Annotated in this window: 7 protein-coding genes; all 7 read left to right on the top strand. The window is 68.9% G+C overall.

Annotation, left to right across the window (positions count from 1 at the left end; genetic code table 11):
• Positions 1–2 precede the first annotated feature (2 nt).
• A complete protein-coding gene (locus tag EVS81_RS05795; RefSeq protein WP_130109550.1) occupies positions 3–1,580 on the top strand; it encodes a phytoene desaturase family protein in 1,578 nt (525 codons plus the stop codon).
• Complete coding sequence (locus EVS81_RS05790) at positions 1,577–1,906, top strand: muconolactone Delta-isomerase (RefSeq protein ID WP_130109549.1); 330 nt, start codon at positions 1,577–1,579, stop codon at positions 1,904–1,906. The genes EVS81_RS05795 and EVS81_RS05790 overlap by 4 nt, the downstream gene beginning before the upstream one ends.
• 49 nt (positions 1,907–1,955) lie before the next feature.
• Positions 1,956–2,978 (top strand): LacI family DNA-binding transcriptional regulator, encoded by a 1,023-nt coding sequence (locus tag EVS81_RS05785; protein WP_130109548.1) that lies wholly within the window; start codon positions 1,956–1,958, stop codon positions 2,976–2,978.
• A gap of 199 nt (positions 2,979–3,177) precedes the next feature.
• Complete coding sequence (locus EVS81_RS05780) at positions 3,178–7,989, top strand: DUF11 domain-containing protein (RefSeq protein WP_130109547.1); 4,812 nt, start codon at positions 3,178–3,180, stop codon at positions 7,987–7,989.
• A gap of 65 nt (positions 7,990–8,054) precedes the next feature.
• Positions 8,055–9,740, top strand: a complete 1,686-nt coding sequence (locus EVS81_RS05775; protein WP_165384193.1) for a SpaH/EbpB family LPXTG-anchored major pilin — start codon at positions 8,055–8,057, stop codon at positions 9,738–9,740.
• Positions 9,741–9,840: 100 nt separating this feature from the next.
• A complete protein-coding gene (locus EVS81_RS05770; protein WP_130109545.1) occupies positions 9,841–11,523 on the top strand; it encodes a class C sortase in 1,683 nt (560 codons plus the stop codon).
• Complete coding sequence (locus EVS81_RS05765) at positions 11,520–14,018, top strand: signal peptidase I (RefSeq protein ID WP_130109544.1); 2,499 nt, start codon at positions 11,520–11,522, stop codon at positions 14,016–14,018. The genes EVS81_RS05770 and EVS81_RS05765 overlap by 4 nt, the downstream gene beginning before the upstream one ends.
• The last annotated feature ends 3 nt before the right edge of the window (positions 14,019–14,021 follow it).

Raw genomic sequence — 14,021 nt, 5'->3', positions numbered from 1 at the left:
GCGTGGCGAAGCATGTCGTGGTCATCGGCGGAGGCCACAACGGCCTGATCGCGGCGAACTACGTGGCGAAGGCGGGGCATCGGGTCACTCTGTGCGAAGCGCGGGCGTCGCTCGGGGGGCCGGCCGGCCGCTTCGAGTTCATGCCCGGATACTCTTCGTCGATCACGAACTCGATCGGTTCGTTCGAGGGGCGGATCTTCGATGAGCTGCAGCTCGAGACGTTCGGGTTGCGCTTTCACAAGCCCGATGTCACGCTGCTGCACCCCATGGAAGACGATCTCTTCATCGGGTGGAGGGATCGACGACTCGTCGCCGAGCAGATGGAGAGCTATGCCGCGGGTGAGTCCGTGCGGCACCGGGAGCTCATCGCCCGACTGGATGCGCTCGGGGCGGCATCCGGCCTGTCGCTCTGGAGTCGACCCGAGCCCGGGCGGGGATTTCTCGACCGGATGGACGCGGACGACCGCAGTGCGTTCAGCGACGCGATGCTCGAGGGCAGCCTGATGGACCTGCTCGACGGGGCGCTCACCACGCCTCAGGTGAAGAGCATGATGATGATGCTCGCGCTGAACGGGCAGTTGCTCTCGCCGCGGGCGAGGGGATCGGCGTTCGGGCTGCTCCTGCGGCCGATCTCGCGAGCGGCAGGAGGCGATGGGGGGCTTCTGGGCAATCAGGATGCTCCGCTCCGGGGATCGGTCGGACTGCCGATCGGATCCATGGGTTCCATCATCGACGCGTTGACGCTCTCCGCGCACGCGCTCGGGGTGAGCATTCGCACGAACTGCCGAGTGGAAGAGCTGCTGTTCGACGACTCGGGACGGGTCGACGGCGTACGGCTCGAGTCGGGATCTCGGCTCTCGGGCATCGATGCGGCGATCATCACGGTGGAGCCGTCGCTGTTGCCGGGCATGATGCCCGACTACCCGGGAGATGCCCCTCGCTGGCCCGAGCAGCCGAAGGGCTCGGCCTTCAAAGTGGCGGTGGCGCTCGACGGTGTGCCGAGTGTGCGGCAGGCGGATCCCCGCATTCCGGTCGAGACGCTGCTCCAAGCGCAGTTCCGCATCGGCCCGAGCCCCGAGTACATCGAGGCCGCCGTCGACGACGGGCTCGCCGGTCGGGCGTCCGATTCGCCGATCATCTGGGGGTTGATCCCGACGATCGCGTCCCCCGGGCTCGCGCCGCCGGGCAAGCATCTGATGAGCCTGAACGTGTGGCACGCGCCCCACGACCTCGGGCGGGAGCACTGGGCGGAGCACGGCGACCGCTACGTCCAGTCGTGCCTGCGCCAACTGCGTCGCCTGCTGCCGAGCATCGACGAGCACATCGAGGACGTGAGGTGGTACTCGCCCCACGATCTCGAGGATGAGTTCGCGCTCACATCGAGCAACATCACGCACGGGGACATGACGCCGGACCTCATGCTCGACGGACGTCCGGGCCGCGGAGTGAACGAGTCGCTCGCGCAACGGGGTCTGTATCTCGGCGGGGCGGGAACGTGGCCCGGGGGCTATGTGACCGGAGCGCCGGGGCGCAATTCGGCGCGGACTGTAGTGAGAGAACTGGAGGAGATGGAAAGATGAGCGCACTGCATGAGTTCCTGGTGAACATCGAGATTCACTGGCCCCGAGATCTGGGCGACGAGACGATACGACGGCTGAGCGTCGACGAGCGGGCCATGGCCGCGGAGCTCGGGGCCGCGGGTCGGCTCGTGCGCATGTGGCGAGTTCCGGGGCGGCGCGAGAACTGGGGGCTGTGGCGGGCACGAGACGCCACAGAGCTGCACGAGACGCTCAGCACCCTCCCGGTCTGGCCCTACATGAGGGTGACGGTGCACCCGCTCGCCGAGCACCCGGTGGATCCCGAGCGGCAGAGCGAGCGAGCGGGGAATCGGGAATCCCGGGCCTGAAATCGTTTACAGTAGGGGGGTCGTCGCAGTTCCGCAACCGGATGGGGCAATGATGGTGAAGAAGACGGGCCTGGTGGATATCGCGCGCGAGGCCGGAGTGTCGACCGCAACGGTGTCGCGTGTGCTCAACGACTCCGAGAAGGTGACGGCGAAGACGCGAGAGCGGGTCCTCGCCGTCGTCGAGCGCCTGAACTTCCGGCCGGATCTCTCTGCCTCCACCCTGAGGCGCGGCCGCAGCAAGACGATCGGCATCGCGGTCGCGAGCATCTCGCAGCCCTGGTATGTGAAACTGATACGCGCACTCCGCGCAGAGATCACCAGTCGCGGGTACACGACCGTGGTGTACGACCTGGAGCACAGCGACGATGTGCTCATCGAGCACATGGAGAATGCGATTTCGCTCAGGCTTGCCGGAATGGTTCTGGCGACCGGCGACCGGCTCGATGCGGCAGGGGTCCATGGCGCGCTGGAGAACGTCGCCGCGTCGATCCCCCTCGTCGTGATCGGGCAGAGGACCGCGGGCGCGAACTGGCCGACGGTACGCTTCGACGACTTCGAAGCGTCGCGTCGAGCTGCCGCCGAACTGATCTCTCGGAGGGCCCGACCGCTCCTGGTCATCGCCCGCTCGACGACGTCGCATCTTGCGCAGCTTCGCGTGTCGGGTGCTCTCGCCGCCCTGCACGAGCATCCCGCGCTGCAGGGCGGCTCCCACGTCGTCGACCTCGAAGGGCCCATGAGCTTCGAGGTCGGCTACGCCATCGGTTCGGGGCTCGGCGAACGGTTGCGGCAGTTCGGGGCCGTGTTCTGCGTCAACGACGAACTGGCGCTCGGCCTCGCCCGCGCGGCGAGCGAGATCGATATCCGGATTCCGGGTGATCTGCTGGTGCTGGGCTACGGAGATATCGACGTCCTGCCGTTCTTGACTCCGTCGCTCTCGTCCGTGAGCGGAGATGCGCAGCACGTCGCGCGAGACGGACTCTCGGCCCTCTTCTCCATGATCCAGGATCAGCCGTATGCCGAGGACGTGATCGTGGAGCGATCGATCATTCACCGGGAGTCGACGAGCTGCTGAAACGGGACCGCTCGAGACCGGGCGCCCCTCCGATCCCGGTGCGCGACCACGGCGAGCGCGGTGAGAGACGCTCGTACTCTGGCTCGACGGCCGACTACTGATTCGACCGGCGTCGCACTACTGATTCGGGCCGTGCACGATACATAGTCGCGGGCGAACGCGATCATCGCACGCGCCACGGGGATACCTTCCTGTGAATATGAGGAAGAGTTCTGCGCCCGGCACGACGCGTGCCCGGCGTTCGGGGTGGGGGCGCGCCACGACCGTGCTGCTCAGCGCGGTTTCGGCCGGGGCGGCCGGGGCGCTTGTGATCGGCATGCTGCCGGTGCTCGCTACGTCGGTGTCGTCGCGAGCCGCCGATGGGGCGGCGCCGCCCGAGACGTGGGATCGCGCCGATATCGCGGTGACGGGGGCGCTGGCCTCCCAGGGCGGGCTGCCCGGCACCTCCGGGCCGGTGGAGTACGCGTGGGGCGTCGACTATGCGGGTGATGCGTCGCGGCCCGGCGCGGCGATCACCGGGCAGGAGCTTCCCGATGCCCGCATCAACGTGCTCGAGGGCGATGCGCTCACCGGGAGCGCCGCGGCGTGGCCCGGTGCCGATGGCGCGGATGCCGCCGCGGTAGGAGCAGAGGTCGCGGCGGGCGATGAGCAGAGCGCCCCCGACGTGGTGGGGTCGCCGGCTCCGAACCTCGAGGGCGCGCTGACCACGCTGTCGCAGCGGGTGACCGAGGCCGGAGTGGGCAACACGCGCTGGCGCATCCGCGAGGCGCGGGCGGCCGAGGTCAACACCGACGGCGGGCCGTCGCGCCTGCAGATCGACGGCGCCGACGGCGCGGTGCAGGTGTTCGTGACCGACCCGCGTCTCAGCCTCGCGCTGGAGGCCTGCGTCTCGGTGAGCGCATGCGACGTCGACGACGACGGCGACTGGCGGCCGGCCCTCGAGGTCGCGGCGCCGCATGACGGCGCGGCCGCAGAACGGATGACGTGGCGCGCGACCGCGGTCAACGCCGGCAATGTCGAGCTCGCCGACGTTCGACTGGTCACCGCCACCGCCGATGCGGCACCGCTCGAGGGCGTCGAGCTCCCGGCGTTCGGAACGATCGCGGTCGGGCAGTCGGCGGTCGCCACCTTCACCACGCCGGTCGCGTTCGACGGCGTGTCGCGCACGGTGGTCGCCACGGCATCAGCGATCTTCTCGGGCACCGGCCCCGACGGCGCAGACCTGGTGCAGCGCTTCACCGACGCGGCGGGATCTCCCGGCCGCGTGCCGTCGAACGAGGCCGCGGCCACGCTGGCCGCGGGCGCGGCGGAAACGCCCAGGGTCGACAGCCCCGATTCCGAGGAGCCCGCGCAGACGGCACCGCCCGAAGGCGAGGCATCGGGTCGAGACCTGGGTGCTCCGCGTGCCGCTGATCCGCCGCAGCTGGTCTTGGAGCACCGGCTCGTGACGCCGACCGATGCCGGGCCGCTGCCGAACGGCTCGCAGCTTCAGGGCGCGGTGTATCTGTCGGTGAACAGCCCGACCGGCGCCCACGGCGAGCACGAGAACCTGCAGCTGACGCTCGAGGCCGCGAACGGTGTGTTCAGGCACTTGCCGGGTGTATGCCTCACCGATGTCGAGCCGGCTTCCGAGATCGTCGATGGCGGCACGTCGGTCGTCTGCTCGCTCGGTCGGGTCGACTGGGGCGCGGCGCTGCGCGTCGACTACGCGGTCGAGGTCGCGCTGACCGCGACCAGCGGCACGGTCACGGTCGTCGCCGGCAGCGAGGGCGAGCAGGGCGCGGTCGAGGCGCAGGCCACGGCTCCGAGCACCACCTATGATCTGGTCTTCGACCCGTTCGTGCCGTCGACGGTGCTTCCGCAGACCAAGACCTTGCCCGAGCGGGCGGTGGGGTTTCCCTTCGGGCTGCGCGTCGGGGCGCACACGGTGCTGCCCGACGGGCCGATCACCTTCGATGTGCAGGTCGACAGCGACGACATCGACGACGCGGCAAGCCTGATCCAGCTGGGGTCCGACTGTCGAGCGGATGCTGCGTTTTCCGATCAGAGCGAGCTCAGTGCGCTACCGGCGTTCGACGCCCGTCTGGCTTCGCAAGCCTGCACGGTGGCGCCGCTCGGCTCGGGCGCATTCCGCGTGACGGTGTCCGAGTACCACATCCCGCCCCTCGTGCGGCCGACGAAGGCGGGCAACGGTGCGGCGCTGCCGAATGAGGCGTACACCCTGATCGCGCTGGGTTTTCTGACCGTGCACGCGCCAGAGCAGCTGAGCGGTGCGGGCGAGCTGCTGCTGACCGCCGGCAATCTCACCAGCGGGGGCGAGCCGGTCGACGATGCAGACCCGGCGAGCGATCAGCAGCGTATCCGCCTGGATCCTCTGGGCACGCACTACCAAGAGATCGACGGGTTGAACCTGGTCGACGGCAGCTGGATCGATATGGGTCTGCGCTGGTCGATCGACAAGAAGGCAACGGCGGGTCAGCACATTCGGCACCGAATGGTGTCGACATACTTCCAGAATCTCGCACCGGCCGAGATTCGCGACACCCCGTCGCAGGGCGTACAGCGCTTCCGCTCGGCGATCAGACTCTCTGTGAACTACGACGGCTATCTGCAGGTGCCGCCCGAGTACCTGGGGCAGGGGGTGGAGGTCGAGGTCTACACCTCTCCTCTGCCGTCTTATCCCAAGACTTCTTTTCCCGAGGTCACCCCGGGCCCCGGTACTTCGGCACCGCATAATCCGGCAACTCAGCCCTGCGCGCGGCCGACGACGGATGCGTCGGTCTGGACGCAGCAGACCCTCACCCCCAATGAGGTCGACCCCAGCGGCGGCACATTCCGCATCTCTGGCGACGCCGCGAGCTGGCAGTCGGTGGTCGTGTCGTACGACTTCTCGAACGCCACAATGCCCGTCATCCGATCGCAGGTCGAGGCGGGCCTCGGCCTGATGCCGGGCTTGAGTGGGCAAAGCCTGGCGTATGCCACGAGCAGCATTTCCAACGGAGTGGCGGGGGAGTGGGCCTACGGCGACTGGAGGGGGAAGGTGACCGATAATGGCACAGCCTATTCGGGCGTGTATCCCAAGGTCGTCGACTTCTTCCGGCAAAAGCCCTACATCGCAGAGGTCACGAAGGAGATCTCCCCGAGTGCCGCGGCGCCCGGCGACGTCGTCACGGTGATCACGCGGCCGTATGCGCGCAACTTCGCAGGAGGCACCGCGTACATCAACCCGATGAGCGTTGATGAGATCCTCCCGGAGGGGCTGTCCTGGGTGCCCGGTTCGTTCAGAGTCGCGGTCGAGGGAAAGCCGATCTCCACACCGCCTAACCCGTCGCACCCGTCCAGCTTCTGGTGGCAAGCGGGTATGTACCAGAACACCGAAACGGTGATGAGCTATCAGGCCGTCGTCACCGCGACTGAGGGTGTACTGACGACGAGTTCGAGCTTCAGGGAAAATTGGCTCGGCTCTCCGGTATTGGCCGAGTCGTCAGCGACCCTGCGGGTGAAGCAGAACACCAAGACGGTGCTCCTCAAGCAGGCCGGTGCCGCCGAGGTGCCGGCCGGCCTCGGCTCGAACACCTGGAAGATCACGCTCACCAACAACGACGTGCTGCCGCAGTCGAGCACCGACATCATCGACCTGCTGCCCTACAACGGCGACCCGCGCGGCAGCAGCTTCAGCGGCACCTTCGCGGTGCACAGTGTCACCTTGAACCCCGGCGAGACGCTGTACTGCTCCTCCGCAGCACCGCAGACGATCTCGGTCGACCCGCTCGACCCGGCCAACGCCGACCCCGGTGACGGGCTCTGGCAGTCGTGCTCGCCGACGCAGGTTCCGGAGGGCACGACCGCGCTCCGAATCGTCGGGGGCGCGCTCGCGGCGAAGAAGAGCAAGACGGTCACGCTGACCTGGTCGCTTCAGGGCGAGCAGGTGGGCGACACCTACTACAACTTCTCGGCGGCGCGAGCGAGCGGCACCGGATTGGCGATGCTGTCCGGCGACCTGGTCACCGTGGTCCGCGACGGCTCGGCGCTGCAGGTGCACGCCCAGTTCGTCTCGGCGACGGGCTGGCGCGCGGGCGACGAACTCACCTGGCAGATCCAGGTGAAGAACTCCTCTCCGAAGCCCGCCTACCAGGTCGTCGTGGGCGACGTGCCCGACGCCGGTCTCGTCGCCGGCGAGGTGACGTGGGGCGCGCCTCCTGCGGGTACCGCGGTCGTGGGCGGGGCGTGGGCACTCGGCACGGTGCCCGCGGGCCAGACCCGCAGTATCCAGGTGAAGACTCCGCTCGCCCGAGACGCCGAGCCCGATCTCGACTTCTTGAACGCGGTGACCGTGAGCAATCCGTCCTCGCCCTACGACTCGGCACGACCCGTTGCCGACATTCAGCGCAACGACACGGTCGACGCCGACACCGATCAATCCGATGTGGGCGTCGCACGGGCGCCGCTCGCCGCCTTCCAGATCGACAAGGTGGGCGAGTCCGGCAACTGCGTGCCGCCCGCGTCCAGCTGCTGGGTGGCCATGGCAGGCTCCGACTGGCGCGTGTACCCGGTTCGGGGTGGCGTGCTCGACGAGTCCCAGCCGATCTGGCTGAGCCTTGCGCCGGTCGACGGTGTCTCCCCCGGCGCAGGGGCTCCGGGCACCGCCACGCGGTTCATCGTCTCGCGCCTGGTGCCGGGCGACTACGCGCTCGTCGAGCACGTCGCCCCGGCCGGGTTCAGCTTGCTGGCGGCTCCGCTGCGGTTCTCGGTCTCTGTGACCGGCGTGCTCACGTTCGACGCCTCCGATATCGCCGCCGAAACGGTCGAGATCAGCGATGCATCGACGCAGGACTTCGGCACGATACCGAGGGCCACCGTGCGCGATGTGCCGAACATGGTCTTCCCCGTCGCGGGCGGTGCCGGTTCCGGCCTGGTCGGCTGGTCGGCCGCGCTGCTGCTCGCAGCTGGCGGAATGCTGCTCGTGCGCACGCTCGCGGCACGACGCAGGTCGCTGCGCGGCGGTATCTGATTCCTCTCGTACCACCCCCCCCTTGGATACCGCCCTGGTGTCCACCGAATGAAAAGGAGTACAAGTTGAGCAAGTTTCGGAGAAGAACTCTCGCGGCTGCGGTGGGGGTGATCGCCACGGCACTGGTTCTGACGGGTTCGCCAGCAGTATTCGCCGATGACCAGACGATCGACCCTCAGGCGGTCGGCTCATTGTCGATTCACAAGCACATCACCCCCGAGTCGGGTTCGGCGGTGGGCGACGGCACCGAGCTCACGCCCGGTCCCGACGCCGATCCGCTCGCCGGCGTCGAGTTCCGGGTGCGCCAGGTCGAGGGCATCGACCTGGCCACCAACGCCGGCCAGCGCAGCGCATCGCAGCTCGCGTCGACATTCGCGGGCAACCCCTCGGCGATCACCGCGGGCGGGTACACGCTCGGCGCCGATCGCACACCCGCGCAGCCGACCACCGACGCCGCCGGTCTGCAGTACTTCGGCGACCTGCCCGTCGGCGTCTACCTCGTCGAAGAGGTGGGCACCCCGTCTCAGGTGAACGGTGAGGACGTCGTCGTGACGCCCGCGGCTCCGTTCATCGTGACGGTGCCGATCACCGTCGACGACGGCGCCGGCGGCACGTCATGGCTGTACGACGTGCACGTCTACCCCAAGAACTCCATCACGTCGGCGTCGAAGACGGTCGTCGATGGCGATGTCGCGAAGATCGGCGACGTGCTGACGTGGGGCATCACCGGCACCATCGGCGGTTCTCCCGTCGATCTCGACGGCGACGGCTCGATCAGCGGCCCGTACGAGGAGTTCAACATCGCCCGCTACACGATCGTCGATCCGCTCGACTCGCGACTCGAGTACGTGACGACGCCCGCGTACTCGGTCCAGATCGTCGATCCCGCAGGGGTCGTCGCCGCCGAGACGCTGACCGAGGGCGACGATTTCACGTTCACCGCCCCGGCAGCAGGCAATGACAACACCCTGATGGTCGACTTCACCCCTGACGGTCTGCAGAAGATGATGGTTCGTCACGGGCACCATGTGGTGCTCACCTTCTCGACCCGCATTACCGGTCTGGGTTCGGTGGAGAACGTCGCACAGATCTGGCCCGACGGCTTCGATATCGATTGGCAGCCGGGCGAGCCCGGCGGCCCGGTCACCACGAATCCTTCCGAAACCAAGTTCGGCGGTGTGATGGTGCTCAAGACGAACGACGCGCAGCCCGCGGCCGCGCTTCCCGGCGCCAAGTTCGAGGTGTACACGGAGGTCGACGGAGACGGGCGACCGGTCGCGGCCAGCAAGGTGGTCATCGACGATGGTGCAGCCGGCGTGTCCCAGTGGGAGACCGCTGCCGACGGCACCCTGACCATCGACGGCCTGCGCCACAGCGATTGGGCCGGGAACGCGCAGGTCGTCGACACCGACGGCGATGACGAGATCAGCGACGAAGAGGGCTTCGTGCAGTACTACCTCGTCGAGGTCGTGGCACCCTCCGTCAACGGTGTGGATTACTCCCTGCTGCCGATGCCGGTGCCGTTCACCGTGACGGGCGAGGCGTCGACCGACCCCGCGCAGCCCGATCTCACGGTGGTGAACGTGCCCAAGAACGCCGGGTTCTCCCTGCCGCTCACCGGTGGCGCGGGCATGACGCTCATCATCGTCCTCGGTGCGCTGCTCGTCGCGGGAGGCGCTGCGTCGTTCCTGGTGACCCAGGCTCGTCGCCGCAGCAAGAACACCGAGCAGGTCGCCAGCGCCTTGCTGTGATCGATTCTGCCGATGAGTGAACAGCGTGGTCGGGCGGCGTTCGGCCGCCCGACCACGCTGTGAACGTCAAGTCGCCCACTCGACCAGGGAAGGAGGGAGCATGGCCGTGCGCACGATCGACGAGAGTCGGGTGCGGCTGCCCGGTGCACGCTCGACGTCGCGGCCGCGCCGCGGCTGGCGAGCTCGCTCGCGCGCGCTGCTGGGTCCCTGGCCCCTCTGGCGAATCGGGATCATCGGGGCCATCACCGCCGGAGTGGCCGTGATGTGCTACCCCGCTGCAGCCATCTGGTTCGACGATCGGGTGCAGGCAGGCCAAGCGTCGGGCTACGGAGAGAAGACCGGGAGCGCCGGAGCTGCCGACCTCGCGGCCGAGCTCGAGGCGGCCCGTGAGTACAACCGCAGCCTGCCCAACGGCCCCCTGAGAGACCCGTATGCCCTCGATGACTCGGGCAGACCGAGATCGGTCGGCAACGGTGAGCCCGCATACGAGGCGACGCTGAACAGCGACCCCAACGGCATCATGGCGCTGCTGCGCATTCCCAAGATTCGCGTCAATCTTCCGATCTTCCATCACACCGATCCCGAGGTGCTCGATATCGGGGTCGGTCACCTCTTCGGCTCCGGCCTGCCGGTGGGCGGCGAAGACACTCATTCCGTGTTGACGGCGCACTCGGGGATGGTGGGTGCGAGGCTGTTCAACGACCTCCATCACTTGCGCACCGGCGACCGATTCTACGTCTCGGTCGCGGGCGAGACCCTCGCCTACGAGGTCGATCAGCGGCTCACCGTGCTGCCCACGCAGCTCGATGCGCTCCGGCAGGTCCCCGGCGAGGACTACATCACTCTCGTCACGTGCACCCCGATCGGCGTGAACACCCACAGACTGCTCGTGCGCGGTACGCGGGTGCCCATGACCAAAGCCGACGAGGCGCGGCTCGAGGCAGTCACTGAAGAGGGGCCGGGCTTCCCCTGGTGGGTCCTCCCTGTTCCGGCAGCGGTGCTGCTGCTCGCGCTGGCCACCCGTCCCCTGGCACGCGCGCATTCCGCGCATCGCAGGCCCGACGTCGCACGCACGGGTGCCGACCGTCCGATGATCCGCATCGCGTATCGCGCGCCCCACTCGGCCGAGCTCGCGGCGTGGCGTGAACACCGCAGGCGGGCGTTGCCTCGGGCATCGCGCTGGCCGTCCTCGGTCGGCGCCTTCACCTGGACGCTGTTTCTGGGCGATCAGCGCCTGGGGGTGTCGGCCGAAGCTCGTTCCACGCCCGACGCGGTGTTCGCCGAGATCGCGAGGCTTCCGCAGCTGTCCCTGGTGCTCGGACTGCGCAGCAGTCGCAAGCGGGGCACCCTCTGGCTCATCGGTGCGCACGGCTCGGACGGTTCGGTGGCGCCGCTGCTCATGGGGTTGACCCCCGAGAGTTTCCCGGGTGTTGCCGATCTCCGCGGGCGCGAGGCGGTCGACCTGCTGCACCGCGCTGAGCTGCCGTTCGGGGCCTCCCCGGTCCCTCCGCCGGTGGCGCCGGCCGCTGCACCGGTGGCGCCGGTTGCTGCACCGCTCAGAGACCCGGGTTTCGAGGCGCCGGGGCTTGCACCTCGTGCAGAGGTACGTCGCGAGTCGGTGCCGGGAAGCGATGGGACGCGCATTCCCGGCGACGCGCTCGAGAACGGCGACGCGCTGGCGCACGGCGATGCCATGACGTTCTCGGAAGCGATGACGCTCTTCGACGAGACCTCGTACCGCGATGCGCGGCCACCCGTTGCGCGTGAGGCGGTGCTCCAGTGACTGACGCGGTGCAGCAGAATGTTCCGTCCATGGGGGCGACGATGCAACCGCGGGGGGCGCGGTTCTGGCAGTGGTCGCGGTGGAGGCGCCCCGCGGCCTGGCTGTGCTGGGTGGCTGCGGCTGCCGCTGCCACCCTGTTGATCTGCGCACTGCTGGTTCCCGCCATCGTCGGCGGTGGCGCGGCCACGATATCGAGCGGCTCGATGGCTCCGGCGATTCCGCAGGGCAGCCTCATCGTCTACCGGGGTGTCGCGGGCGTGCACGCGTGCGAGCTCAGCCCCGGAGACGTCGTCACCTATCAGCGCCCGGGCGCCGAACTGATCACCCACCGGGTGGTGGGGATCACCGATGGGGTCTACGGAGACGACACGTCGTGCCGCCTGACCACTCAGGGCGACGCGAACGCCGCAGCTGATTCGCCGGTCTCACCGGCGTGGATCCGAGGGGTGCAGATCCTTCACATTCCGCAGCTCGGATGGGCGTGGCAGGTGCTCACTCCGTTGGGGTTCGCCCTGACGGCACTCCTGCTGGCGGTCGGGTCGGTCATCGCGGGGATCTCGCTGTGGCGGGTGCGCGGCGAGATTCAGTGGCAGGGGGTGGTGGATGGGCTGCCGACTCCGCACGTGCTGCATCATCCGGCTCAGTGGCCCGCGGGGTCTCTGAGCGCTGCGGGTGCTGCTGGCGTGGTGGGCGCTGCGGGTGCTGCGAGTGCGGTGGGCGCTGCGAGTGCGGTGGGCGCTGCGAGTGCGTCAGCGCAGATTCTCGGTGCGCCGGATCCGTCCGGCTCGGCAGATGCGCAGGCGCACAACCGACGCGAGCCACGCCTTGCGCGACCCTGGCGCGCCACCCGCGCCTGGGTGCGACGCAAGCGCCGGGCCGGGATCCTGCGCGTCGCACTGGTGCGAGTCCGGCTTCACGCCGCCTGGGCGAAACTGCGCGACGCGCTGCGCAGGCCCGCTCACGAGACCGACGCCGCGGACGCGGCCCCCGCGCCTCCCGCCGCACTGCTCCCGACCGATCGCAGCGGCTCGGCGCCTCGCCCGGCTGCACCCCCGATTCCGACGGAGGCGCATCCGCTCGCTCCGGTGCCGGATCCCTCGTCTGCTCCGGTGCCGGATCCCTCGTCTGCTCCGGTGCCGGATCCCTCGTCTGCTCCGGTGCCGGATCCCTCGTCTGCTCCGGTGCCGGGCGACCCGTCGGGTTCCGAGTCGGGTCATTCGCACATCCCCGCCGTCCAAACGATCGAAATGGAGAACGCTATGCAAGACCAGGGCCCGCGAGAGAGCGACAGCTCTGCTCCGCAGCTCCACTCGTCCTCACTCGACCTCCCCGATTTCGACGCGCTGGGCGACTGGGCCACAGAGGGGCTGGCCGGTCTGGCGCGAGAGCATCCCGAATCTTCGGCCGCGTCCTCGGCAGCGACGCTTCCGACTGCGTCGCAGCGTCCCGCCGGAGGCGCGTCCGACTCGCCGCTGTCGGGTGCGTCCCCGGTCTCCGCGGCTTCGGCGCCGCAGCTGCCCGAAGCTCTGGTCGAGCGCCCCTCGGAGTCGCTGCCGACCGAAACGGACGGCACGGATACCGCGGAATCGAATGTCTCCCCGTACGGATTCATGTTCCAGGGCGAGAGCTCGTCGAGGGAGTTGCTGGCCAAGCGCGAATCCGTCATCGCAGAGCGGGAGCGGCTGCTCGAAGAGCGCGAGGAAGCGCTTGCGGCGCATGCAGACGAGATCGTGCAGCGCGCTGAGCAGGCGAGCAGTCGGCTTCGCGCCGCGGTCGATTGGGAGACGAGGGTCAAGGCCCAGGAGGCCGATGTGCAATCGAGGCAGCAGCAGCTCGCACGTGATCGCGACATCCTGTCTTCCGCGTACGCCGCATTCGAAGATCAGAAGTCGCGCACCGTCGAAGATCTGCAGACCCGCTCCATGCGCATCGTCGAAGTCGAGAACGACCTGAACGGCCGAGTCGAAGACGTCGAGCGCCGCGACCGACAGCTCCGCTCCGAGCGCGAGGCGCTCAATGCGCTGCGCGCCGAACTCACCGAGCGTTCGGAACGCCTCGATGCGTTGACGGGCGACTACGCGGCGCACGACGACTATCTGCGCAATCGTGCCGCCGAACTCGAGAAGATGCGGCGTGAGGTGGCGGCCGAGCAGGAGCGCTCGCGGCGCAATGCCGAGCGGCTCGCCTCGGAGTGGGCGGCGCTCGAGCGTCAGCGCGACGATCTCGTCGCTCGGGAAGAGCGGGTCAGCGAGGCGAAGTCTCAGGTGCAGGCGACGGCCGATCGACTCGCGGCGAGCGCGGCCCGACTGCAGGAGCAGAAGACCGAGTTGCAACTGCAGACCGACTATGTCAAGACGTACGCGCAGCAGATCTCCCAGCGCGAGGAGAAGCGCGAGACGATCTCGCCGCCCGTTATCGGGGCGACGCACGACGAGCCGATGCCCGAGTGGATGCCCGTGGCCGCCAGCGGGCATGTGAGCGCGCGCAGGCCGTGAGCG

It is taken from the genome of Leucobacter triazinivorans (assembly GCF_004208635.1).
Lineage (GTDB): Bacteria > Actinomycetota > Actinomycetes > Actinomycetales > Microbacteriaceae > Leucobacter > Leucobacter triazinivorans.
The sequence above is the reverse complement of the archived record's forward strand: the minus strand, read 5'-3'. Positions and strand labels throughout refer to the sequence as shown.

Bases quoted from the DNA above. Each gene is read 5' to 3' on its own strand.
- EVS81_RS05790 (WP_130109549.1), top strand. From the start codon at position 1,577: ATGAGCGCACTGCATGAGTTCCTGGTGAACATCGAGATTCACTGGCCC.
- EVS81_RS05780 (WP_130109547.1), top strand. From the start codon at position 3,178: ATGAGGAAGAGTTCTGCGCCCGGCACGACGCGTGCCCGGCGTTCGGGG.
- EVS81_RS05770 (WP_130109545.1), top strand. From the start codon at position 9,841: ATGGCCGTGCGCACGATCGACGAGAGTCGGGTGCGGCTGCCCGGTGCA.
- EVS81_RS05785 (WP_130109548.1), top strand. From the start codon at position 1,956: ATGATGGTGAAGAAGACGGGCCTGGTGGATATCGCGCGCGAGGCCGGA.